A 23,035-nucleotide genomic window follows, 5' to 3' on the forward strand; every position below is an offset into this window, starting at 1 on the left:
AGAGGAACGGCCATGACAATCAAAAACCACACCCTGGGATTCCCGCGCGTCGGCCTTCGCCGTGAGCTGAAAAAAGCACAAGAGAGCTACTGGGCGGGCAATTCCAGCCGTGAAGAACTGCTGGCGACCGGGCGCGAGCTGCGTAGCCGTCACTGGCAGCAGCAGAAAGACGCTGGGGTGGATCTGCTGCCAGTGGGCGATTTCGCCTGGTACGACCATGTTCTGACTACTAGCCTGCTGCTGGGCAACGTGCCGGCTCGTCATCAGAACAAAGATGGCTCAGTGGATATCGACACGCTGTTTCGTATTGGTCGCGGTCGGGCGCCCACCGGTGAACCGGCGGCAGCGGCAGAAATGACCAAATGGTTTAACACCAACTATCACTACATGGTGCCGGAATTCACTAAAGGGCAGGAATTCAAACTGACCTGGACCCAGTTGCTGGATGAAGTGGACGAAGCGCTGGCGCTGGGCCACAACGTGAAACCGGTGCTGCTTGGCCCGGTGACCTATCTGTGGCTGGGTAAAGTGAAGGGCGAGCCGTTCGACCGCCTGAGCCTGCTGAAAGATATCCTGCCGGTCTACCAGCAGGTACTGGCGGAACTGGCAAAGCGCGGCGTCGAATGGGTACAAATCGACGAACCGATTCTGGTGCTGGAGCTGCCGCGTCCATGGCTGGATGCGTTCCAGCCCGCTTACGATGCGCTGCAGGGCAAAACGAAGCTGCTGCTGACCACCTATTTCGAAGGCGTGACGCCAAACCTGAACACCATCACCGCGCTGCCGGTGCAGGGTCTGCATGTCGATTTGGTGCACGGTAAAGATGACGTCGCTGAACTGCACAACCGCCTGCCAGCCGAGTGGCTGCTGTCTGCGGGCCTGGTGAATGGCCGTAACGTCTGGCGGGCCGATCTGACAGAGAAATATACACACGTTAAAGACATCGTCGGCAAACGTGCGCTGTGGGTGGCCTCTTCTTGCTCACTGTTGCACAGCCCCATTGACCTGAGCGTGGAAACACGTCTCGATGCGGAAGTAAAAAGCTGGTTCGCCTTCGCGCTGCAAAAATGTCAGGAACTGGCCCTGCTGCGTGATGCGCTCAACAGCGGCGACACCGCAGTCATTGCTGAATGGAGCGCGCCAATTCAGGCTCGTCGCAACTCAAGTCGCGTACACAATGCTGCGGTAGAAAAACGTCTGGCATCGATCACCGCTCAGGACAGCCAGCGTAGCCGGCCTTATGCTGAGCGTGCTGAAGCCCAGCGGGCGCGTTTCAATCTACCAGCATGGCCGACCACCACCATCGGTTCTTTCCCGCAGACCACTGAAATTCGCGGCCTGCGCCTCGACTTCAAAAAAGGCAATCTCGATGCGGGTCACTATCGCACCGGCATCGCCGAACATATCAAACAGGCCATCGTTGAGCAGGAACGTCTGGGACTGGACGTGTTGGTGCACGGCGAAGCCGAACGTAACGACATGGTCGAATACTTCGGCGAGCATCTGGATGGTTTCGTTTTCACCCAAAATGGCTGGGTGCAGAGCTACGGTTCCCGCTGCGTGAAGCCACCGGTGGTGATTGGCGACATCAGCCGTCCGGAAGCGATCACCGTTGAGTGGGCGAAATATGCGCAGTCTCTGACCGACAAACCGGTGAAAGGCATGCTGACCGGTCCGGTGACCATTCTGTGCTGGTCATTCCCGCGTGAAGACGTGAGCCGCGAAACCATCGCCAAACAGATTGCCTTGGCGCTGCGTGATGAAGTGGCGGATCTGGAAGCTGCGGGTATCGGCATTATCCAGATTGACGAACCGGCATTGCGTGAAGGGCTGCCGCTGCGTCAAAGTGACTGGGAAGCCTACCTGGCGTGGGGCGTGGAAGCATTCCGTATTAACGCCGCGGTGGCGAAAGATGAAACGCAGATCCATACCCACATGTGTTACTGCGAGTTTAACGACATCATGGATTCCATCGCCGCGCTGGATGCTGACGTTATCACCATTGAGACCTCGCGTTCAGACATGGAGCTGCTCGAGTCGTTCGAAGAGTTCGAATATCCGAACGAAATTGGCCCGGGTGTGTATGACATTCACTCCCCGAACGTACCAAGCGTTGAGTGGATTGAAGCGCTGCTGAAGAAAGCCGCTCAGCGCATTCCGGCAGAGCGCCTGTGGGTCAATCCGGACTGTGGCCTGAAAACCCGTGGCTGGCCAGAAACCCGCGCCGCACTGGCGAACATGGTGAAGGCCGCGCAGAACCTGCGTCAGGCGTAAGTGCCGGGTTGCTTTTCTGAAACGTGCTCGCAAAACGGAAAGCAACTCGGATGCAACGCGTAAAACTGCTTTCTTTATAACCATGGTATTCGTAAGGTGATGGCGTTGCGGTCAATCCCGCAACCGGGCGTAGGAACCCGTGTATCTGCATGGTGATGCATATTTTATGTGTCAGGCCAACGCACATCACAGTAAACTCTCTGGTGACGCTGGCGGGGCAACCGAAAGGTTGGCCGGGTCCATGTATGCCGGTATTCCTACCCCCGTCAGCGTCACCACCTGTGAGCGTAGGAACTCCAGTGGTGGCTTCTCCGATACATACATGGAAGCTACCTTATGACTACTTTTTCAAGCCCAACTCTCTCTGAGGACGATCTGCAAGAAATCCAGGACGTCCTCGATATTCCGCTATCCGGCTCAGCCGATCTTTCACTACCGCCGATCTCTGCGCCACGTTCGTTAGCGTGATGGTGGAATGTGAAGATGAATATTACCGGCAGGCACTGTGTGGGCGGTTAGCGCACGCACTCACGGTACTGCGCCAACGTTGCGTAGAAGATTTACCCGAGTGGATTGTCCGTCAACTGACGACGCAAACGGTGCCCCTCTCCAGCGTACCGGAGTGCTGGCAGGATTCAGAATTTATGCTGGACTATGCGCAGGCGTTAACCCTGGCGTTGAGCGGAAACACGCTCCTGGCACGAAATGCGCAGGATCTGGCGGGGTTACTGCACGATCTGGTGTATTTGCTGGTGGATCAGTTGAAAACGCCGTTGATCGTCAAACAATAATACTTTGGCATTTGCCCGGCAGCGTTGCCGGGCAGTCTGAAAATCGTTATCCCTTCTTCCCGCTGTACTGCGCAAACCACGCCAGCATACGCTGCCAGCCGTCTTTGGCGGACTCTTCGTGATAGCTCGGGCGATAGTCAGCGTTAAATGCGTGTCCGGCTTCCGGGTAAACAATAATATCGGCTTTGGCGTTTGCCGCCCGTAACGCCTGACGCATGGTATCTACGCTCTCGAGCGAAATGCCCGTATCCTGCCCGCCGTACAAACCCAGCACCGGCGCGGTTAAATCGATGGCGATATCGACCGGATGCTTCGGCGAATTTATCGATTTTTCACCCACCAGTTTTCCGTACCACGCCACCGCGGCTTTCAACTGCGGATTATGCGCAGCGTACAACCACGCGATACGTCCTCCCCAGCAGAAACCGGTGACCAGCAGACGACTGGCGTCGCCGCCGTTACGTGAAGCCCAGCTGGCAACGTGATCGAGATCGGCCAGCACCTGGGCATCCGGCACTTTCGAGACCAGGCCGCTGAACAGCGTTGGGATATCGGCATAATCATTCGGATCGCCCTGACGGAAATAGAGTTCCGGCGCGATCGCCAGGTAGCCTTCCACAGCCAGACGTCGGCAAATATCGCGAATATGCTCGTGCACGCCGAAAATTTCTTGCACCACAATCACGACCGGCAGCAGGCCATCGGCATTTTTCGGGCGAGCGTGAAACGCAGGCATATTTTCACCCTGCGACGGAATAGAGGTTTCACCCGCGATGATGACGTCTTCAGGTGTCAGAATTGAGGTTGATGCGTGCGGTTCTGCAGCCGGTGCAAAGCCGGGTTGTTTGTTGGTCATGGCATTCTCCGTCCCATCCATTAGCGCAAAGGTAAATATAGCCCGCAGGTTAACAATTCACAGTGCCAGAAAACGGCTATCTTATGTGCAGTGGTTATCGTTATCACTTGTTAATGTGATGTAAATCACTGTTTATAAGAAATTCAATGCAAACTTTTTCATTCATAGTGACAGGTGTCACGAAAATGTGTCCAAAGCTTCGGTAAAGTGCGTTTTTGCTTCTGCTGACAACTCGACCCAGAGAGGAGTTTTTTATGTCTACGTCTGATGTTTTTCATCTCGGCCTCACCAAGAACGATTTACAAGGGGCAACGCTCGCTATCGTCCCGGGCGATCCGGAGCGTGTGGAAAAGATCGCCGCGCTGATGGATAAGCCGGTCAAGCTGGCATCACATCGTGAATTCACCTCCTGGCGTGCAGAGCTTGATGGCAAAGCGGTCATCGTGTGTTCCACCGGTATCGGCGGTCCATCCACCTCTATCGCGGTTGAAGAACTGGCCCAGTTGGGCATTCGTACTTTCCTGCGCGTGGGCACCACCGGCGCAATTCAGCCAAACATCAGCGTCGGTGATGTGCTCGTGACCACCGCATCCGTTCGCCTTGACGGTGCAAGCCTGCACTTCGCGCCGATGGAATACCCGGCTGTCGCTGATTTCGCCTGTACCACCGCGCTGGTGGAAGCCGCCAAATCTGTGGGCGCCACGACCCATATCGGTGTGACCGCATCTTCCGACACCTTCTACCCAGGCCAGGAACGTTACGACACCTTCTCCGGCCGCGTCGTTAACCGTTATAAAGGTTCGATGGAAGAGTGGCAGTCGATGGGCGTGATGAACTATGAAATGGAATCCGCCACCCTGCTGACCATGTGTTCCAGCCAGGGCTTGCGCGCGGGCATGGTTGCAGGCGTCATCGTCAACCGTACCCAGCAAGAAATCCCGAACGCGGAAACCATGAAGAAAACCGAAAGCCACGCGGTGAAAATCGTGGTCGAAGCGGCACGCCGCCTGCTGTAATTCCCTTCTCGATGAAAAAGGCCGACGCGTTCGGCCTTTTTTATTTTGCGCATATCCTCGCAGGAAAACCCTTTTCAGCTGGACATTTATACAGCACACTTAACAATTAGATTCTGTTGTGCCGATACGTTGTTGAAGCAGGGGGAAGGGTGGACATCTCAATCATTTTAAGCGCAGTAGCAGCGCTGATTGTCGGGGCGGCGTTTAGCTGGTTAGCCAGTAAATCCCATGCCGACAGGCTGCGCGCCGATTTCATTGAAGAGCGGCATGAACTCGACATTGAACTCAACGCGGCGAAGCAGCAGCTGGCGCAAAATGCCCACTGGCGTGACGAGTGTGAACTGCTGAACAACGAGCTGCGCAGCCTGCGGGAAATTAACACCTCGCTGGAAGCCGATTTGCGCGAAGTGAGCACCCGCCTGGAATCCACGCAGCTGCACGCGGAAGACAAAATTCGCCAGATGGTGAACAGCGAGCAGCGTCTGAGCGAGCAGTTTGAAAACCTCGCCAATCGCATTTTTGAGCACAGCAATCGCCGGGTGGATGAACAGAACCGCCAGAGCCTGCACGGTCTGTTGACGCCGCTGCGCGAGCAGCTCGACGGCTTTCGTCGTCAAGTGCAGGACAGCTTCGGTAAAGAGGCGCAGGAGCGCCACACCCTGGCCCATGAAATTCGTAATCTCCAGCAGCTGAATGCGCAGATGACCCAGGAAGCGGTCAATCTGACTAAAGCGCTAAAAGGCGATAACAAAACTCAGGGCAACTGGGGGGAAGTGGTGCTCACCCGCGTGCTGGAAGCCTCTGGCCTGCGCGAAGGCCATGAATACCAGACGCAGGTCAGTATCGAAACCGATACCCGCGCCCGTATGCAGCCCGATGTGATTGTCCGTCTGCCGCAGGACAAAGACGTAGTGATCGACGCCAAAATGACCCTTGTGGCCTACGAGCGCTACTTCAACGCCGAAGATGATTACATCCGCGAAGCCGCGCTGCAGGAGCATATTGCCTCGGTACGTAACCATATTCGCCTGTTGGGCCGCAAAGATTATCAACAACTACCGGGCCTGCGTTCTCTGGACTATGTGCTGATGTTCATTCCTGTAGAGCCCGCATTTTTGTTGGCCCTCGACCGACAGCCAGAACTCATCACCGAAGCGCTAAAAAACAACATCATGCTGGTCAGCCCGACTACCCTGCTGGTGGCCCTGCGCACCATTGCCAACCTCTGGCGCTATGAGCACCAGAGCCGCAATGCCCAGCAGATAGCCGATCGTGCCAGTCGTCTGTACGACAAAATGCGCCTGTTTGTTGATGATATGTCTGCTATCGGGCAGGGGCTGGATAAAGCGCAGGACAACTATCGCCAGGCAATGAAAAAACTCGCATCCGGTCGCGGAAATCTTCTGGCGCAGGCTGAATCATTCCGTGGCTTAGGGGTTGAGGTGAAACGAGAAATTAACCCCGATTTGGTGTAGCAAGCCACCGAGAAGGAAGAGAATTTTGCGCTCGACGACAGCCCATTTGATGAAAGCGAAGCGCGTACCTCGACCTCTGACGAACCTTCTGAAACTGAGCTTTCTCGCGTTTCTCAGCGCGGTTGAGGCATAGGGGAAATGCGCCCAATCTGTTACACTCGCCGAACATTTTCTTGATAGGCAGACATTGAGATGGTTGAGGATTCACAAGAAACGACGCACTTTGGCTTCCAGACTGTAGCCAAATCGCAGAAAGAAGACATGGTGGCACATGTATTCCATTCTGTTGCCGCTAAGTATGATGTCATGAACGACCTGATGTCGTTTGGTATCCATCGCTTGTGGAAGCGCTTTACCATTGACTGCAGCGGCGTTCGTCGCGGGCAAAAAGTGCTGGATTTAGCCGGAGGCACCGGTGACCTGACGGCGAAATTCTCCCGTCTTGTTGGCGAAACAGGCAGCGTCGTACTGGCTGATATCAACGAATCAATGCTCAAAATGGGCCGCGAAAAGCTGCGTAATATCGGCGTGGTCGGGAACGTGGAATACGTTCAGGCAAACGCAGAAGCGCTGCCCTTCCCGGACAACACCTTTGACTGCATCACCATCTCCTTTGGCCTGCGTAACGTCACCGATAAAGAAAAAGCGCTGCGCTCGATGTACCGTGTGCTGAAGCCGGGCGGACGTCTGCTGGTTCTGGAATTCTCCAAACCCATTCTCGATCCGCTGAGCAAAGCCTACGACGCCTACTCATTCCACGTGCTGCCGCGTGTGGGAGAGATGGTCGCAAAAGACGGTGAGAGCTACCGCTATCTGGCAGAATCCATCCGTATGCACCCCAATCAGGACACCCTGAAAGCGATGATGCAGGATGCCGGTTTTGACAGCGTGGATTACTACAATCTGACGGCGGGTATCGTCGCGCTGCATCGCGGTTATAAGTTCTGACAGGAGTTCTCCATGCCTTTTCAACCTTTAGTTACCGCGGGTATTGAAGGTGCGCTTAATACCTTTTTATGGCGCGAGCGCGCGTTAAAATCTGCCCGTCAGCGTCTGCTGGGCAAGGTGCTGCTCGTTGAGCTGAAAGAGTTCACATCGCCGCTGGTGCTGGCCTTTAGCGAGCAGCAGATTGACGTCCTGGGTGCGTGGGAAGGCGAGGCGGACTGCACGGTAAGTACTCGCCTTGGCGTGTTGCCGCAGTTACGCAACCGTCAGCAGTTAACCACTCTGATTCGTTCGGGCGACCTCGAAGTGCAGGGCGACCTGCAGGTGGTGCAAAATTTTGTCGCGCTGGCGGATTTGGCGGAATTCGATCCTGCTGAACTATTGGCGCCGTATACCGGCGATATCGCGGCGGAAGGCGTCAGTAAAATACTGCGCGGCGGGGCGAAATTCCTGCAACGCGGGCTGCAACGTCATCAGCGCTATGTGTCTGAAGTCATTACCGAAGAGTGGCGCATGGCGCCCGGCTCGCTGGAAGTGGCCTGGTTTGCCGAAGAGAGCGACGCCGTTGCGCGTGGCGTTGAGGCATTAACCAAACGGCTGGATAAACTGGAGGGGAAATGACGCCAGGGGAAATTCGGCGCCTGTATTTTATCATCCACACCTTTTTGAGTTACGGGCTTGATGAGCTCATTCCCAAAATGCGTATCACCCTGCCGCTTCGTATCTGGCGGCGGATGTTGTTTTGGATGCCAAATCGCCACAAAGACCTGCCGCTAGGCGAGCGTTTACGCCTTGCCTTACAGGAGCTCGGCCCAGTCTGGATTAAATTCGGCCAGATGCTTTCTACCCGTCGCGATCTCTTTCCGCTTCAAATCGCCGATCAGCTGGCAATGTTGCAGGACCGCGTTGCGCCGTTTGACGGCAAACTCGCGCAGCAGCAAATCGAAAAATCGATGGGTGATATTCCCGTTGATAGTTGGTTCGACGATTTCAGCGTTGAGCCGCTGGCGTCCGCTTCTATCGCCCAGGTGCACACGGCGCGTCTGAAAGAAAACGGCAAAGAGGTGGTCATCAAGGTTATCCGCCCGGATATTCTGCCGACTATCAAAGCGGACATGAAACTGATTTATCGTCTCGCACGTTGGGTGCCGCGTCTGCTGCCCGATGGCCGCCGTCTGCGTCCGCAGGAAGTGGTGCGTGAGTATGAAAAAACGCTGCTTGATGAGCTGAATTTACTGCGCGAAGCCGCCAATGCCATCCAGCTGCGCCGCAATTTCGAAGACAGCCCGATGCTCTACGTCCCGGAAGTCTATTCCGACTATTGTCGTGAAGATATGCTGGTGATGGAGCGCATTTATGGCATTCCGGTGTCAGATATTGAGACCCTGGAAAAGCAGAATACCAACATGAAACTGCTTGCCGAACGCGGCGTACAGGTATTCTTCACTCAGGTTTTCCGCGACAGCTTCTTCCATGCCGATATGCACCCCGGCAATATTTTTGTCAGCTACGAACACCCGGAAGATCCGAAGTATATCGGCATTGACTGCGGGATTGTTGGCTCGCTGAACAAGGAAGATAAGCGCTATCTGGCTGAAAACTTTATTGCTTTCTTTAATCGCGATTACCGCAAAGTGGCGGAGCTGCACGTGGATTCTGGCTGGGTACCGCCGGACACCAACGTTGAAGAGTTTGAATTTGCGATTCGCACGGTGTGTGAACCTATCTTCGAGAAACCGCTGGCGGAAATCTCTTTCGGCCATGTTCTGCTGAATCTGTTTAACACCGCGCGCCGCTTTAATATGGAAGTTCAGCCGCAGCTTGTTTTACTTCAGAAAACACTACTTTACGTTGAGGGGGTAGGCCGCCAGCTCTATCCTCAGTTAGACTTATGGAAGACAGCGAAACCTTTCCTTGAGGCATGGATTAAAGATCAGGTCGGCCTGCCGGCGCTGGTGCGTGCGTTTAAAGAAAAAGCGCCGTTCTGGATCGAAAAAATGCCGGAAATGCCGGAACTGATTTACGACAGTTTGCGCCAGGGCAAAAGTCTCCAGCGAAGCATTGATAAAATTGCCCACGACATGGAGTCCGGTCATACCCGACGTGGGCAATCCCGTTATCTGTTCGGCGTGGGTGCTGTATTTATGCTTAGCGGAACACTGTTGTTGATTACCCGTCCGGATCTCGGATTACAGCCTGCCTGGCTTATGGGCGCTGGCGTCCTGTCCTGGGTGGTTGGCTGGTTTAAAGGTCGCTGATTTTTGCATCATTCAGACGAAGGCGTGTAAGCTACACGTCAGTGAATTCACTATCATCTGACACAGAGGAACATGTATGGGTGGTATCAGTATTTGGCAGTTGTTGATTGTCGTCGTTATCGTGGTTCTGCTTTTCGGGACGAAAAAGCTGAGCTCACTGGGTTCTGACCTGGGAGCGTCTATCAAGGGCTTTAAAAAAGCCATGGGTGATGAAGACGACAAACAGGAAAAGAAAGAGACATCCGCTGAAGACGCCGATTTCCCTGCGAAATCACTGTCTGAAAAGCAGGATGACGCCAGCAAAGACGACGCAAAACGCCACGATAAAGAGCAGGTGTAATTCGTGTTCGACATTGGTTTCAGTGAACTGATTCTGGTATTCGTGATTGGCCTGATTGTTCTCGGGCCAAAACGTTTGCCGGTGGCAGTAAAAACGGTGGCTGGCTGGATCCGGGCGATTCGCTCGCTGGCTACCACCGTGCAAAACGAACTGGCCCAGGAGCTTAAACTCCAGGAGTTTCAGGACAGCCTGAAGAAAGTTGAGAAAGCGAGTTTGGGCAATCTCTCACCGGAGCTGAAGGAGTCCATGGACGAGCTGCGTGATGCGGCAGAATCCATGAAGCGTTCCTACACGCAACACGATCCTGAGCGCAGCAGCGACGAAGCCAATACCATTCATAATCCGGTGGTGAAAGGTAGCGAAGCACAGCGCGAAGGCGTCACGCCGGTTACACCTGAACATCAGGCCAGTGCTGAAGCGCAAGCGCCTGCCGTTTCTGCTGAAACCATCGATAAAGCCCCGGAAACTGTTGTTTCTGAGGAGAAGATGAAAGCGCCGGTGGCTGCTGCCGCACCGGCTTCTGAATCATCCCCTGCAACCAGCGATAAACCGTAAACATGGGCGTAGAACAGACTCAACCGCTGATCACACATTTGATTGAGCTGCGTAAGCGCCTCATCAACTGCATCATCGCGGTATTCGTGATTTTTCTGGCGTTGGTCTATTTCGCCAACAATATATACCATCTGGTGGCCGCGCCGCTGATAAAGCAAATGCCTGCCGGTGCAACAATGATTGCCACCGATGTGGCGTCGCCATTCTTCACGCCGATTAAGCTGACCTTTATGGTCTCGGTTATCCTGTCGGCGCCGGTAATCCTCTATCAGGTCTGGGCTTTCATCGCACCGGCGCTCTATAAACACGAGCGTCGTCTGGTGGTGCCGCTGCTGGTATCCAGTACGCTGCTGTTCTATATCGGCATGGCCTTCGCCTACTTCGTGGTGTTCCCGCTGGCGTTTGGTTTCCTGACGCATACCGCGCCGATCGGCGTGCAGGTCTCGACGGATATCCGCAGCTATCTCGATTTTGTCATGGCGCTGTTTATGGCCTTTGGTGTGTCGTTTGAAGTCCCGGTGGCCATCGTTCTGCTGTGCTGGGTTGGCGTTACCACCCCGGATGACCTGCGTAAAAAACGTCCTTACGTTCTGGTTGCGGCTTTCGTTATCGGTATGCTGCTGACGCCGCCGGATGTGTTCTCGCAAACGCTGCTCGCCATTCCGATGTACTGCCTGTTCGAAGTGGGGGTCTTCTTCGCCCGTTTCTACACAGGTAAGCGAATGTCGCGTGACGATGACGCCGCAGCGGAAGAAGACGCTGCCGAGAAAGAAGAGTAATCAGCCGCCCGCAAGGGCGGTTCTTATTTGGGAGTCACTATGTTTGATATTGGCGTTAACCTCACCAGTTCTCAGTTTTCCCGCGATCGCGATGAGGTGGTGTCCCGCGCGTTTTCCGCCGGCCTTAACGGGATGCTGATTACCGGCACCAATCTGGAAGAAAGCGCAGCAGCCCAGCAGATGGCGAAACAGTTTGCGCGCTGCTGGTCTACCGCAGGCGTTCATCCGCACGATAGCAGCCACTGGGCGCCGCACGTGGCTGAGGCCATCCATCGTCTGGCGCAGCAACCGGAAGTGGTTGCGGTGGGTGAATGCGGCCTCGATTTTAACCGTAATTTCTCAACACCGCAGGAGCAGGAAACCGCGTTTAGTGCGCAGTTGGCGCTGGCCGCTGAACTGAATATGCCGGTGTTTCTGCACTGTCGTGATGCCCACGAACGGTTTATCACCTTACTCAAACCGTGGCTCGATAAGCTGCCTGGTGCCGTATTGCACTGTTTTACCGGCACGCGGGAAGAGCTCGATGAATGCCTTGCGAACGGGCTATATATCGGCATTACGGGCTGGGTGTGCGATGAACGTCGAGGGTTGGAACTGCGTGAGTTATTGCCGTTTATCCCGGCAGATCGTTTACTGGTTGAAACCGACGCACCGTGGCTGCTGCCGCGTGATTTATCACCGAAGCCGTCATCGCGTCGCAACGAACCTGCGCATCTGTCTCACATTCTGGAACGCATCGCGCACTGGCGTGGCGAAGGTGCACAGGCGCTTTCAGATGCCACCGATCGGAACGTAAAAGCGCTGTTTGGGATAGAGTTTTGAATTCAGATTTTGCGGAAATCGGTGTTTTTCACGCTCTGTAAAACTTGCTTGTTCAGCAGGTTGAGGAGCAGCATGGAACGGGCTTCGCCGTCGGGCTCGGTGAAAATCGCCTCCAGCCCTTCGAAAGCCCCTTCTGTGATCACTACGCCGTCACCCGAGTAGGGCGTTTCCGGGTCAGTAATTCCTTCCGGTGTGTGAACGGACAGCTGGTGAATTACATCGGAAGGCACCATGGCGGGTTGCGCACCAAAACGGACGAAGTGGCTGACACCGCGCGTCGCGTTAATGGTTGTGGTATGAATGACTTCCGGGTCAAACTCGACGAAAAGATAGTTTGGAAACAGAGGTTCATCCACGGTTGTGCGTTTACCGCGTACGATTTTTTCCAACGCAATAGTGGGCATCAGGCAGTTGACCGCCTGGCGTTCAAGATGTTCCTGGGCGCGCTGAAGTTGCCCACGTTTGCAGTACAGTAAATACCAGGCTTGCATAATGACTCTTCTCGACATTCTCAGGAAAGCATATCAAAAGCCAGGCGCGATAGCGAAAGGGATTGTTGCCTCTTATGGAAGCCAGTACTTCACGCTAATTTAACAAAATTACAGCATCCAGCGGCTGAACGCCGTATAATGAGGCGCTTACAAAGAGGCCATGACTGACCCCATGAAATACCACGATTTGCGCGACTTTTTGACACAGCTGGAACAACAGGGCGAGCTTAAACGCATCTCCCTGCCGGTCGATCCCTTCCTTGAAATGACCGAGATTGCCGATCGCACTTTGCGTGCGGGGGGCCCGGCGTTGCTGTTCGAAAATCCTAAGGGATACGATATGCCCGTGCTGTGCAACCTGTTCGGTACGCCTAAGCGCGTAGCGATGGGCATGGGCCAGGAAGACGTGACCGCATTGCGTGAAGTGGGGAAATTGCTGGCGTTCCTGAAAGAGCCGGAGCCACCAAAAGGCTTCCGCGATCTGTACGACAAGCTGCCGCAGTTTAAGCAAGTGCTTAACATGCCGACCAAACGTCTGCGCGGTGCACCTTGCCAGCAAAAAGTTACCCAGGGCGATGACGTCGATTTAAACCGAATTCCTATCATGACCTGCTGGCCGGAAGATGCTGCGCCGCTGATCACCTGGGGTTTAACCGTGACACGCGGGCCGCACAAAGAGCGGCAGAATCTCGGGATTTATCGTCAGCAGCTGATTGGCAAAAACAAACTTATCATGCGCTGGCTTTCCCATCGCGGCGGCGCTCTGGATTTCCAGGAGTGGTGCGCGGCGCATCCGGGTGAACGTTTCCCGGTTTCCGTGGCGCTCGGTGCCGATCCGGCGACGATTTTGGCCGCTGTCACACCAGTGCCGGATACCCTATCGGAATACGCTTTTGCAGGCCTGCTGCGCGGCACCAAAACCGAAGTGGTGAAGTGTCTGTCGAACGACCTTGAAGTCCCGGCGAGTGCGGAAATCGTGCTGGAAGGGTATATCGAGGTGGGTGAAGTCGCGCCAGAAGGTCCGTACGGCGATCACACCGGTTACTACAATGAAGTCGACAGCTTCCCGGTATTTACCGTGACCCACGTGACGCAGCGTGAAGATGCGATTTATCATTCGACGTACACCGGTCGTCCACCGGATGAGCCTGCGGTGCTGGGCGTGGCGCTGAATGAAGTGTTCGTGCCCATTTTGCAAAAGCAGTTCCCGGAAATCGTCGACTTCTATCTGCCGCCGGAGGGGTGTTCTTATCGCCTGGCCGTCGTGACGATGAAAAAACAGTATGCCGGACACGCCAAGCGCGTGATGATGGGCGTGTGGTCATTCCTGCGCCAGTTTATGTACACCAAGTTTGTGATTGTCTGCGATGACGACGTTAACGCCCGTGACTGGAACGACGTTATCTGGGCCATCACTACGCGTATGGACCCGGCCCGTGATACGGTTTTGGTAGAAAATACGCCGATTGATTATCTGGACTTCGCCTCACCGGTTTCCGGTTTAGGGTCGAAAATGGGGCTGGATGCCACGAATAAATGGCCCGGTGAAACCCAACGCGAGTGGGGACGTCCGATCAAAAAAGATCCTGAAGTGACGGCGCGAATTGACGCTATCTGGGATGAGCTGGCCATCTTTAATGACGGTAAAAGCGCCTGACGTGCGCCGTTAGACATTAAGACACGAAATTATTCAGAATGCGTCGAGGCGGCAATGGCGTGAATCCCCGGGAGCAGAGATAACTCTGTAACGGGGTGAACGAAGGCAGCCAACAAAGAGGCATATAGACCCGACAGAGGGAGCGCATGACAACCTTAAGCTGTAAAGTCACTTCGGTAGATGCCATTACCGACACGGTATACCGCGTTCGTTTAGAACCGGAAGCGGTCTTTTCCTTCCGCGCGGGCCAGTATCTGATGGTGGTAATGGACGAGCGCGATAAGCGTCCGTTCTCGATGGCGTCTACGCCTGCCGAGCAGAATAGTATTGAGCTGCATATCGGCGCGTCCGAGCTGAATCTGTACGCGATGGCGGTGATGGACCGTATTCTCAAAGAACGTGAAGTTGTGGTCGATATTCCTCACGGTGAAGCGTGGCTGCGCGAAGATGATGAGCGTCCGCTGGTGCTGATCGCCGGTGGGACAGGCTTCTCCTATGTGCGTTCAATTCTGCTGACCGCGCTGGCACAGAACCCGAATCGTGACATCGCGATTTACTGGGGCGGACGTGAAGAGAAGCATCTTTATGATTTGCCTGAGCTGGAAGCGCTGACGGTGACGCACCCGAATCTGCGCGTTGAGCCGGTGGTTGAACAGCCGGAAGACGGCTGGCGTGGTCGTTCAGGCACCGTTCTGACGGCGGTATTGCAGGATTACGGCACGCTGGCGGAGCATGACATTTACATTGCCGGCCGTTTCGAGATGGCGAAAATCGCCCGCGACCTGTTCTGTAATGAGCGTGGTGCTCGTGAAGATCGCCTCTTCGGCGATGCGTTTGCCTTTATCTAGACATAAAAAACCCGCCCCTGACAGGCGGGAAAAACGGCAACTAAATTCTCTCTTCACCATTGCCACTATAACTGCGTTGGCTGCGTTCTCTCACCCGAATCACTTACTTATGTAAGCTCATCGGGACTCGTTTACTTGCCGCCTTGTTCTGGTGGCAATGGTTTTGAGATAATCCTGTCAGACGGGGCATCGCCCCGTCTTTGTTCATTAGACCCGCTCAATCACCGTCGCAATCCCCTGACCCAAACCGATACACATCGTCGCCAGACCAAACTGGGCGTCTTTGCGTTCCATCAGATTCAAAAGGGTGGTGGTGATACGCGCGCCTGAACAACCTAACGGGTGACCAAGGGCGATCGCCCCCCCGTTGAGGTTGATCTTCTCATCAATCTGTTCCATCAGCCCCAGATCTTTAATGCATGGCAGGATCTGCGCGGCAAACGCTTCATTCATTTCAAACAGATCAATATCGCTGGCCGAAAGTCCGGCTTTTTTCAGCGCCAGTTTAGACGCCGGAACCGGGCCGTAGCCCATGATCGACGGGTCGCAGCCGACAACGGCCATCGAACGAACATGAGCGCGTACTTTCAGCCCCAGTTCACGGGCTCGACTTTCACTCATGACCAACATCGCAGCAGCACCATCGGACAACGCCGAGGAGGTGCCCGCCGTTACCGTGCCGGTCACCGGATCGAACGCCGGGCGCAGAGCGGCCAGCGCTTCCACGGTGGTTTCCGGGCGGATCACTTCGTCCCAGGTAAATTGCTTCAGCACCCCATCGGCATCGTGACCGCCGGTTGGGATGATTTCATTCTTAAACGCACCGGACTGAGTCGCGGCCCAGGCACGAGCGTGGGACCGCGCGGCAAACGCATCCTGCATTTCACGACTTATGCCATGAATACGGGATAGCATTTCCGCGGTCAGACCCATCATGCCAGCGGCTTTCGCTACGCTGCGACCCATTCCGGGATGGAAATCAACGCCGTGGTTCATTGGCACATGGCCCATGTGTTCCACGCCGCCGACCAGACACGCCTGCGCATCACCGGTCATGATCATGCGCGCTGCATCATGCAACGCCTGCATGGATGAACCGCAAAGACGGTTCACAGTGACCGCCGGAACACTATGTGGAATTTCTGCCAGCAGCGACGCGTTGCGGGCAATGTTGAAACCCTGCTCCAGCGTTTGCTGCACACAGCCCCAGTAAATATCGTCGAGCGTGGCAGGATCCAGCGCTGGATTGCGGGACAGCAGACTACGCATCAGATGGGCGGAAAGATCTTCCGCCCGTACATTACGGAATGCGCCGCCTTTTGAACGGCCCATCGGGGTACGAATTGCATCGACAATGACAACCTGTTCCATTGTGACTCCTTAAGCCGTTTTCAGCTCACCCACCGGACGGGCAGGTTCAACCGGTGGATAATATGCTTCGTTGTGACGTGCTTTGCTGCGCAGACCTTCCGGCACTTCATATAGCGGGCCGAGATGCTGATACTGCTGCGCCATGTCGAAGTACTTCGCACTGCCGAGCGTATCCAGCCAGCGGAATGCGCCGCCGTGGAACGGAGGGAAGCCAAGGCCGTAAACCAGTGCCATATCGGCTTCTGCCGGGCTTGCGATAATGCCTTCTTCAAGGCAGCGCACCACTTCGTTGACCATTGGGATCATCATGCGGACGATAATCTCGTCGTCGCTAAAGTCACGTTTCGCCTGACTGACGTCTGCCAACAGCACTTCAACCGCCGGGTCTTCTTCTTTCTTCGGCTTACCTTTGCTGTCTTCTTTATAACGCCAGAAACCGAGGCCATTTTTCTGGCCGTAGCGGTTGGCATCAAACAGGGCATCAATGGCGTCGCGGTAATCTTTTTGCATACGCTGCGGGAAACCGGCTGCCATCACCGCCTGAGCGTGATGTGCGGTATCAATACCGACCACGTCCAGCAGATACGCCGGGCCCATTGGCCAGCCGAATACTTTTTCCATGACTTTGTCGACTTTGTGGAAGTCGGCGCCATCACGCAGTAGCTGGCTGAATCCGGCGAAGTAAGGGAACAGCACACGGTTCACGAAGAAGCCTGGGCAGTCGTTGACCACGATAGGCGTTTTACCCATTTTGCTCGCCCAAGCGACCACTTTCGCTATCGTCTCGTCAGACGTTTGCTCGCCGCGGATAACTTCAACCAGTGGCATGCGGTGCACCGGGTTAAAGAAGTGCATCCCGCAGAAGTTTTGCGGGCGCTTCAGGACACTCGCCAGTTCATTGATAGGAATCGTCGAGGTGTTTGACGCCAGCACTGCATCAAGGCGAACGTGCTCTTCGGTTTCCGCCAGCACCGCTTTTTTCACTTTCGGGTTTTCAACGACCGCTTCAACCACGACGTCGACGCGTTCGAAACCGGCGTAATCGAGCGTCGGGTGAATAGTAGAAATCACATTCGCCAGTTTCAGGCCGTTGATTTTTCCACGTTCCAGCTGTTTATTCAGCAGCTTGGCGGCTTCGTTCATCCCGAGGGTCAACGATTTATCATTGATATCCTTCATGATAACCGGCACGCCTTTCCAGGCTGACTGGTAAGCAATGCCGCCACCCATGATCCCGGCGCCGAGTACGGCGGCCTGTTTCGGGGTGTCGACGTTTTTGGTCAGTTTCTTCGCCTGACCTTTTACAAACTGATCGTTCAGGAAAATCCCGACCAGCGCACGGGCCTCATTCGAATGGGCGAGCGGTACAAAGCTCTGATTTTCAAGCACCAGCGCCTGGTCACGACCTAAGCGTGCCGCGGCTTCAATGGTTTTGACGGCGGTGATCGGTGCCGGATAGTGTTTGCCTGCCGTTTGCATCACCATGCCTTTGGCGATAGTGAAGCTCATGGTGGCTTCAATTTTGCTGAGTTTCAGCGGGTCGAGCTTCGGCTGGCGTTTGGCTTTCCAATCTAAGTCGCCGATGATGGCCTGACGCAGAATCGCGATTGCCCCTTCGCGCAGCTTTTCTGGCTTCACGATGCCATCAACCAGACCGAGCTTGAGCGCTTCTTCGGCACCGACATCTTTCCCGGCGGCAATAATTTCCAGGGCGCTATCGGCCCCGAGCAAACGCGGCAAACGAACAGAACCGCCGAAGCCCGGCATGATGCCGAGTTTGGTTTCTGGCAGACCGATACGCAGGTCAGGTGTTGCCAGGCGATAGTCGGTCGCCAGTACGCATTCGCAGCCGCCACCCAGCGCGTAACCGTTTACCGCGGAAAGGGTAGGTACCGGCAAATCTTCCAGACGGCAAAAGACGCTGTTGGCGAAAGTCAGCCACTGGCTGAGCTGTTCCGGCGGAACCTGGAACAGTGACAGGAATTCGGTGATGTCTGCGCCGACAATAAAAGCGGCTTTTTCAGAGCGCAGCAACAGGCCTTTGAGATCAGGCTGTTTTTCGAGGACGTCCAGCGCCTGGTCGAGGCTGGCTACGGTTGCGGTATCAAGCTTGTTGACCGAGCCGGGGGCATCGAACACCAGTTCGGCAATGCCATTTTCCAGCCAGTCGAGGTACAGGGTGTCGCCTTTGTAGAGCATGTCAGTCTCCTGAATCCAGTATGGTTACTGGTCTTACCAGATGAGACGGAGTGTGGATTTTATGTTAATAAAATGCAAATTACTCTTTAAGAAAATGACGTCTGGATCACGCTTGGCAGAAATCGCGCAGGGTGAAACCGATGTGCTAAGATGCGGGGAATTAGGGTCAAAAAGACAGAAGGGTAAAACATGGAATCACTGGCTACACTCTATAAAAATCATATTGGTACGTTGCAGGAACGCACGCGCGACGTACTGGACCGCTTTAAGCTCGATGCGCTGTTGATTCATTCCGGCGAACTGCTCAATGTCTTCCTTGACGATCATCCATACCCGTTCAAAGTAAACCCACAATTTAAGGCCTGGGTGCCTGTGACGCAGGTACCAAACTGCTGGCTGTTGGTGGATGGCGTCAATAAACCCAAGTTATGGTTCTATCTGCCGGTAGATTATTGGCACAACGTAGAACCGCTGCCGACCTCTTTCTGGACCGAAGACGTAGAAGTGATTGCGCTGCCAAAAGCGGATGGCATTGGAAGCCAACTGCCTGCTGCCCGTGGCAATATTGCGTACATCGGACCGGTGCCTGAACGTGCGCTGGGGCTGGACATTACCGCCGCCAATATCAACCCGAAAGGGGTGATTGATTACCTGCATTATTATCGCTCATACAAAACAGACTACGAACTTTCCTGCATGCGTGAAGCGCAGAAAATGGCGGTGAATGGTCATCAGGCAGCGCAGGAAGCGTTCCTGTCCGGCATGAGTGAGTTCGATATTAACCTCGCATACCTGACTGCTACCGGTCATCGCGATACCGATGTGCCTTACAGCAATATCGTGGCGCTGAATGAACATGCATCAGTGCTGCACTACACCAAACTGGATCACCGCGCGCCGTCTGAAATGCGCAGCTTCCTGCTGGATGCGGGCGCTGAGTACAACGGCTATGCTGCGGATCTGACCCGCACCTGGGCCGGAAATTCAGATACCGAATTTGCGCAGCTGATTAAAGACGTCACCGCCGAACAGCTGGCGCTGATCGACACCCTGAAAGCGGGCGTGAGTTACGTGGACTACCATATTCAGTTCCATCAGCGCATCGCGAAGTTGCTGCGTAAGCATCAACTGGTGACCGACATCAGCGAAGAGGCGATGGTGGAAAATGACCTGACCGGGCCGTTTATGCCGCATGGTCTCGGTCACCCACTAGGCCTGCAGGTTCATGACGTAGCCGGCTTTATGCAGGATGATAAAGGCACGCATCTTGCCGCGCCGTCGAAATATCCTTACCTGCGCTGTACCCGTATTCTGCAACCGCGCATGGTGTTGACCATCGAGCCGGGTATCTATTTCATCGAATCGCTGTTGGCGCCGTGGCGTGAAGGGCAGTATAGCAAGCACTTCAATTGGCAGAAGATTGAGGCCATGAAGCCGTTCGGTGGGGTGCGTATCGAAGATAACGTGGTTATTCACGAGAATAGCCTTGAAAACATGACCCGAGATCTGAAGCTGGCCTGATGGAGAGTTGGCTGATCCCGGCGTCTCCGGTGAGTGTGGTCGACGAGATCAAAAAGAGCCGCTTCATTACGTTAATTGCGCATACCAATGGCGTGGAAGCGGCGAAGGCGTATGTCGAATCGGTCAGAGCGGAACATCCGGATGCGCGCCACCATTGTGTGGCGTGGGTCGCCGGGGCGCCTGACGATTCGCAAAAACTTGGTTTTTCCGACGACGGTGAACCTGCGGGTACGGCGGGCAAACCGATGCTCGCGCAGCTGATGGGCAGCGGCGTTGGAGAAATCACCGCGGTGGTGGTTCGCTACTACGGTGGGGTCTTACTGGGCACCGGTGGCCTGGTGAAAGCCTACGGAGGCGGCGTGCATCAGGCGCTGGCTGAATTGACAACGCAACGCAAGACGCCGTTGACCGAATATACTTTGCAGTGTGAGTACGGGCAGCTTTCGGGCGTTGAAAGCCTGTTGGCGCAATTCTCCGGCAAAATCGTCGACAGTGATTATCAGGCCGTGGTGCACCTTCGGGTGGCGCTTCCGCAGGCCGAAGTGCCGACCTTTTCTATAAGACTGGCTGATTTTAGCCGTGGTGCGTTGCAATTACGCCGGATTGGCGAATAATCCCGGTCTACTTTTTGCTTATCAAAGGAAGCGGCAGAGATGCATTTTCGTGCCATTACCCGAATCGTTGGACTGCTGGTCATACTTTTTTCGGGAACGATGATTGTTCCAGGACTAGTGGCGTTGATATACAGGGACGGGGCGGGGCGAGCATTCACGCAGACCTTTTTTGTGGCGCTGGCCATTGGTTCAATGCTCTGGTGGCCGAACCGTAAGCAAAAGGGCGAGCTGAAATCACGCGAAGGCTTTTTGATTGTAGTACTGTTCTGGACCGTGCTGGGTAGCGTGGGTGCGCTGCCGTTTATCTTCTCGGAACAGCCGAATCTGACCATCACGGATGCATTCTTTGAATCGTTCTCCGGGCTGACCACGACTGGCGCGACCACGCTGGTGGGCCTGGATTCACTCCCGCATGCCATTCTCTTTTATCGCCAGATGCTGCAGTGGTTTGGCGGGATGGGGATAATTGTACTCGCGGTGGCTATTCTGCCAATTCTGGGCGTCGGTGGGATGCAGCTCTATCGGGCTGAAATGCCGGGGCCGCTGAAAGACAATAAGATGCGGCCACGCATTGCCGAAACGGCGAAAACCCTGTGGCTCATTTATGTATTACTGACGGTGGCCTGTGCGCTGGCGCTCTGGTTCGCCGGGATGCCTGCCTTTGATGCCATCGGACACAGCTTCTCAACGATTGCGATTGGTGGCTTTTCAACACATGACGCCAGCGTCGGTTATTTCAACAGCCCGACCATCAACACCATTATTGCCATCTTCTTGCTTATCTCCGGCTGTAATTACGGTCTGCACTTCTCTTTATTAAGCGGTCGCAATCTGAAGGTGTACTGGCGTGACCCGGAATTCCGCATGTTCATTGGTGTGCAGCTGACGCTAGTGGTCATCTGTACGCTGGTGCTGGTGCTTCACGATGTGTATACCTCGGCGCTGACGACGCTCAACCAGGCCTTTTTCCAGGTGGTATCGATGGCGACCACTGCAGGCTTCACCACGGACAGCATTGCGCGCTGGCCACTTTTCCTGCCTGTGCTATTGCTCTGTTCTGCATTTATTGGCGGCTGTGCGGGTTCTACCGGCGGTGGTCTGAAGGTTATCCGTATCCTGCTGCTGTTTAAGCAAGGGAACCGTGAGCTAAAACGTCTGGTGCATCCTAATGCGGTTTACAGCATCAAGCTGGGTAACCGTGCGCTGCCGGAACGTATTCTTGAAGCGGTGTGGGGGTTCTTCTCCGCTTATGCGCTGGTCTTTATTGTTAGCATGTTGGCCATCATTGCGACCGGCGTGGATGACTTCTCGGCTTTCGCCTCTGTGGTGGCCACGCTGAATAACCTCGGTCCGGGCTTGGGCGTAGTGGCGGATAACTTTGCCAGCATGAATCCGGTCGCTAAATGGATCCTGATCGCCAACATGCTGTTTGGTCGTCTGGAAGTCTTTACTCTGTTGGTGTTGTTCACACCGACTTTCTGGCGCGAATAACAGGAGCGTTTGTGAAAATTTTGATTCTCTTTTCTACTCGGGATGGGCAAACGCGTGAGATTGCCGCGTCATTAGCCTCTGAATTGAAAGAGCAGGCCTTCGATGTCGATGTCGTTAACCTGCACCGGGCAGAGACTGTTGCATGGGAAGAGTATGATGGGGTGGTGATTGGAGCCTCGATTCGTTATGGCCATTTCCACTCGACTTTGGATAGCTTTGTGAAAAAGCACCAGCAGGCACTGAAGCAGCTGCCGAGTGCGTTCTATTCCGTCAATCTGGTGGCGCGTAAGCCAGAGAAGCGTACACCGCAGACTAATAGCTATACCCGTAAGTTCCTGTTGGACTCGCCGTGGCAGCCTGATCTCAGTGCAGTATTCGCCGGTGCACTGCGTTATCCACGTTATAACTGGTATGACCGTATTATGATTCGCCTCATTATGAAGATGACGGGCGGAGAAACGGATACCAGTAAAGAAGTGGTGTACACCGATTGGCAGCAGGTGGCCCATTTCGCCCACGAAATCGCGCAACTTGTGCGCAAATAGAACGTAAAAACGGCGCAAAGCCTGGATTTTGAGCAGTCGGAGATTTTTTTCAAATTTATACTTGCCGTCTCGTCAGAACTCCCTATAATGCGCCTCCACTGACACGGAACAACGGCACGCTAGCCGCCGGGTCAGAAGGGTTTCTCAGGAAATCCTGACAGAGAAAAGCGAAAATAAACGCTTGACT

The 23,035-nt window shown here is 54.8% G+C and carries 21 protein-coding genes and 1 pseudogene; 18 read left to right on the forward strand and 4 right to left on the reverse strand.

The genetic code is table 11. From position 1 onward, the window contains the following. Window positions 1-12 precede the first annotated feature (12 nt). The 3 genes from metE to MUU46_RS01625 all read left to right on the forward strand — a co-directional run bounded on the left by metE (window position 13) and on the right by MUU46_RS01625 (window position 3,065). Window positions 13-2,274 carry a 5-methyltetrahydropteroyltriglutamate--homocysteine S-methyltransferase gene (metE, locus tag MUU46_RS01615; protein ID WP_258964567.1) on the forward strand — a complete coding sequence of 754 codons (2,262 nt, stop codon included), beginning with the start codon at window positions 13-15 and terminating at the stop codon, window positions 2,272-2,274. 336 nt (window positions 2,275-2,610) lie between these two features. Further along, window positions 2,611-2,742 (forward strand): hypothetical protein, encoded by a 132-nt coding sequence (locus tag MUU46_RS01620; RefSeq protein WP_258964568.1) that lies wholly within the window; start codon window positions 2,611-2,613, stop codon window positions 2,740-2,742. Continuing rightward, the gene (locus MUU46_RS01625) at window positions 2,739-3,065 is read left to right on the forward strand and encodes a hypothetical protein (RefSeq protein ID WP_258964569.1); all 327 of its coding nucleotides are present in this window, start codon (window positions 2,739-2,741) and stop codon (window positions 3,063-3,065) included. Before MUU46_RS01620 ends, MUU46_RS01625 begins: the two co-directional genes overlap by 4 nt. A gap of 46 nt (window positions 3,066-3,111) precedes the next feature. Here the strand turns inward: MUU46_RS01625 and MUU46_RS01630 are convergent, their stop codons facing one another. Beyond that, entirely contained in the window at window positions 3,112-3,921 is an 810-nt protein-coding gene (locus MUU46_RS01630) for a dienelactone hydrolase family protein (protein ID WP_258964570.1), read from the reverse strand. Window positions 3,922-4,175: 254 nt separating this feature from the next. On the opposite strand from MUU46_RS01630, the gene udp reads away from it, so the two are divergent. The 9 genes and pseudogenes from udp to tatD all read left to right on the forward strand — a co-directional run bounded on the left by udp (window position 4,176) and on the right by tatD (window position 12,111). After that, a complete protein-coding gene (gene udp / locus MUU46_RS01635; protein ID WP_125353435.1) occupies window positions 4,176-4,937 on the forward strand; it encodes a uridine phosphorylase in 762 nt (253 codons plus the stop codon). Window positions 4,938-5,086: 149 nt separating this feature from the next. Beyond that, window positions 5,087-6,538: pseudogene (gene rmuC / locus MUU46_RS01640) on the forward strand (DNA recombination protein RmuC). A gap of 66 nt (window positions 6,539-6,604) precedes the next feature. Next, complete coding sequence (gene ubiE / locus MUU46_RS01645) at window positions 6,605-7,360, forward strand: bifunctional demethylmenaquinone methyltransferase/2-methoxy-6-polyprenyl-1,4-benzoquinol methylase UbiE (RefSeq protein ID WP_159761687.1); 756 nt, start codon at window positions 6,605-6,607, stop codon at window positions 7,358-7,360. A 12-nt stretch (window positions 7,361-7,372) separates the two neighbouring features. Beyond that, a complete protein-coding gene (gene ubiJ, locus MUU46_RS01650) occupies window positions 7,373-7,978 on the forward strand; it encodes a ubiquinone biosynthesis protein UbiJ (RefSeq protein ID WP_258964571.1) in 606 nt (201 codons plus the stop codon). Beyond that, a complete protein-coding gene (ubiB, locus tag MUU46_RS01655) occupies window positions 7,975-9,615 on the forward strand; it encodes a ubiquinone biosynthesis regulatory protein kinase UbiB (protein WP_258964572.1) in 1,641 nt (546 codons plus the stop codon). Before ubiJ ends, ubiB begins: the two co-directional genes overlap by 4 nt. Window positions 9,616-9,691: 76 nt before the next feature. Beyond that, window positions 9,692-9,955 (forward strand): Sec-independent protein translocase subunit TatA, encoded by a 264-nt coding sequence (tatA, locus tag MUU46_RS01660; RefSeq protein ID WP_110512090.1) that lies wholly within the window; start codon window positions 9,692-9,694, stop codon window positions 9,953-9,955. Window positions 9,956-9,958: 3 nt separating this feature from the next. Further along, on the forward strand, window positions 9,959-10,510 hold the full coding sequence (gene tatB / locus MUU46_RS01665; protein WP_159761690.1) for a Sec-independent protein translocase protein TatB: 552 nt from the start codon (window positions 9,959-9,961) through the stop codon (window positions 10,508-10,510). Window positions 10,511-10,512: 2 nt separating this feature from the next. Next, window positions 10,513-11,289 (forward strand): Sec-independent protein translocase subunit TatC, encoded by a 777-nt coding sequence (gene tatC, locus MUU46_RS01670; protein WP_159761691.1) that lies wholly within the window; start codon window positions 10,513-10,515, stop codon window positions 11,287-11,289. Between the two features lie 39 nt (window positions 11,290-11,328). Further along, a complete protein-coding gene (gene tatD / locus MUU46_RS01675; protein ID WP_258964573.1) occupies window positions 11,329-12,111 on the forward strand; it encodes a 3'-5' ssDNA/RNA exonuclease TatD in 783 nt (260 codons plus the stop codon). A 2-nt stretch (window positions 12,112-12,113) separates the two neighbouring features. Here tatD and rfaH read toward each other — a convergent pair whose 3' ends face one another. Further along, window positions 12,114-12,602: a transcription/translation regulatory transformer protein RfaH gene (gene rfaH, locus MUU46_RS01680; RefSeq protein WP_159761693.1), complete on the reverse strand. Its 489-nt coding sequence runs from the start codon at window positions 12,600-12,602 to the stop codon at window positions 12,114-12,116. Window positions 12,603-12,762: 160 nt separating this feature from the next. On the opposite strand from rfaH, the gene ubiD reads away from it, so the two are divergent. Further along, a complete protein-coding gene (gene ubiD / locus MUU46_RS01685) occupies window positions 12,763-14,259 on the forward strand; it encodes a 4-hydroxy-3-polyprenylbenzoate decarboxylase (RefSeq protein WP_374684979.1) in 1,497 nt (498 codons plus the stop codon). Between the two features lie 146 nt (window positions 14,260-14,405). After that, window positions 14,406-15,107 (forward strand): NAD(P)H-flavin reductase, encoded by a 702-nt coding sequence (gene fre, locus MUU46_RS01690; RefSeq protein WP_159761694.1) that lies wholly within the window; start codon window positions 14,406-14,408, stop codon window positions 15,105-15,107. 207 nt (window positions 15,108-15,314) lie between these two features. On the opposite strand, the gene fadA is transcribed toward fre, so the two are convergent. Continuing rightward, a complete protein-coding gene (fadA, locus tag MUU46_RS01695) occupies window positions 15,315-16,478 on the reverse strand; it encodes an acetyl-CoA C-acyltransferase FadA (protein WP_258964574.1) in 1,164 nt (387 codons plus the stop codon). Between the two features lie 9 nt (window positions 16,479-16,487). Continuing rightward, window positions 16,488-18,677 carry a fatty acid oxidation complex subunit alpha FadB gene (gene fadB, locus MUU46_RS01700; RefSeq protein WP_258964575.1) on the reverse strand — a complete coding sequence of 730 codons (2,190 nt, stop codon included), beginning with the start codon at window positions 18,675-18,677 and terminating at the stop codon, window positions 16,488-16,490. Window positions 18,678-18,866: 189 nt separating this feature from the next. On the opposite strand from fadB, the gene pepQ reads away from it, so the two are divergent. From pepQ to hemG, 4 genes are read left to right on the forward strand one after another with little or no spacing between them, the layout of a single operon-like run. Further along, window positions 18,867-20,198 (forward strand): Xaa-Pro dipeptidase, encoded by a 1,332-nt coding sequence (pepQ, locus tag MUU46_RS01705; protein ID WP_258964576.1) that lies wholly within the window; start codon window positions 18,867-18,869, stop codon window positions 20,196-20,198. After that, complete coding sequence (locus MUU46_RS01710; protein WP_258964577.1) at window positions 20,198-20,812, forward strand: IMPACT family protein; 615 nt, start codon at window positions 20,198-20,200, stop codon at window positions 20,810-20,812. Before pepQ ends, MUU46_RS01710 begins: the two co-directional genes overlap by 1 nt. A gap of 39 nt (window positions 20,813-20,851) precedes the next feature. Continuing rightward, window positions 20,852-22,303, forward strand: coding sequence for a Trk system potassium transporter TrkH (gene trkH, locus MUU46_RS01715; protein ID WP_159761699.1), 1,452 nt, complete (start codon window positions 20,852-20,854; stop codon window positions 22,301-22,303). An 11-nt stretch (window positions 22,304-22,314) separates the two neighbouring features. Next, window positions 22,315-22,848: a menaquinone-dependent protoporphyrinogen IX dehydrogenase gene (hemG, locus tag MUU46_RS01720; protein ID WP_159761700.1), complete on the forward strand. Its 534-nt coding sequence runs from the start codon at window positions 22,315-22,317 to the stop codon at window positions 22,846-22,848. Window positions 22,849-23,035: the final 187 nt, after the last annotated feature.

Origin of the sequence: Scandinavium tedordense (genome assembly GCF_024764965.1) — a bacterium.
Lineage (GTDB): Bacteria > Pseudomonadota > Gammaproteobacteria > Enterobacterales > Enterobacteriaceae > Scandinavium > Scandinavium tedordense.

What these genes read in the sequence shown, in the direction of transcription:
- MUU46_RS01620 (WP_258964568.1), top strand. Translation starts at nt 2,611, where the DNA reads ATGACTACTTTTTCAAGCCCAACTCTCTCTGAGGACGATCTGCAAGAA.
- fadB (WP_258964575.1), bottom strand. Translation starts at nt 18,677, where the DNA reads ATGCTCTACAAAGGCGACACCCTGTACCTCGACTGGCTGGAAAATGGC.
- rfaH (WP_159761693.1), bottom strand. Translation starts at nt 12,602, where the DNA reads ATGCAAGCCTGGTATTTACTGTACTGCAAACGTGGGCAACTTCAGCGC.
- trkH (WP_159761699.1), top strand. Translation starts at nt 20,852, where the DNA reads ATGCATTTTCGTGCCATTACCCGAATCGTTGGACTGCTGGTCATACTT.
- ubiJ (WP_258964571.1), top strand. Translation starts at nt 7,373, where the DNA reads ATGCCTTTTCAACCTTTAGTTACCGCGGGTATTGAAGGTGCGCTTAAT.
- ubiB (WP_258964572.1), top strand. Translation starts at nt 7,975, where the DNA reads ATGACGCCAGGGGAAATTCGGCGCCTGTATTTTATCATCCACACCTTT.
- ubiE (WP_159761687.1), top strand. Translation starts at nt 6,605, where the DNA reads ATGGTTGAGGATTCACAAGAAACGACGCACTTTGGCTTCCAGACTGTA.
- tatD (WP_258964573.1), top strand. Translation starts at nt 11,329, where the DNA reads ATGTTTGATATTGGCGTTAACCTCACCAGTTCTCAGTTTTCCCGCGAT.
- pepQ (WP_258964576.1), top strand. Translation starts at nt 18,867, where the DNA reads ATGGAATCACTGGCTACACTCTATAAAAATCATATTGGTACGTTGCAG.
- MUU46_RS01630 (WP_258964570.1), bottom strand. Translation starts at nt 3,921, where the DNA reads ATGACCAACAAACAACCCGGCTTTGCACCGGCTGCAGAACCGCACGCA.
- tatA (WP_110512090.1), top strand. Translation starts at nt 9,692, where the DNA reads ATGGGTGGTATCAGTATTTGGCAGTTGTTGATTGTCGTCGTTATCGTG.
- fre (WP_159761694.1), top strand. Translation starts at nt 14,406, where the DNA reads ATGACAACCTTAAGCTGTAAAGTCACTTCGGTAGATGCCATTACCGAC.
- metE (WP_258964567.1), top strand. Translation starts at nt 13, where the DNA reads ATGACAATCAAAAACCACACCCTGGGATTCCCGCGCGTCGGCCTTCGC.
- tatC (WP_159761691.1), top strand. Translation starts at nt 10,513, where the DNA reads ATGGGCGTAGAACAGACTCAACCGCTGATCACACATTTGATTGAGCTG.
- fadA (WP_258964574.1), bottom strand. Translation starts at nt 16,478, where the DNA reads ATGGAACAGGTTGTCATTGTCGATGCAATTCGTACCCCGATGGGCCGT.
- udp (WP_125353435.1), top strand. Translation starts at nt 4,176, where the DNA reads ATGTCTACGTCTGATGTTTTTCATCTCGGCCTCACCAAGAACGATTTA.
- ubiD (WP_374684979.1), top strand. Translation starts at nt 12,763, where the DNA reads ATGACTGACCCCATGAAATACCACGATTTGCGCGACTTTTTGACACAG.
- MUU46_RS01710 (WP_258964577.1), top strand. Translation starts at nt 20,198, where the DNA reads ATGGAGAGTTGGCTGATCCCGGCGTCTCCGGTGAGTGTGGTCGACGAG.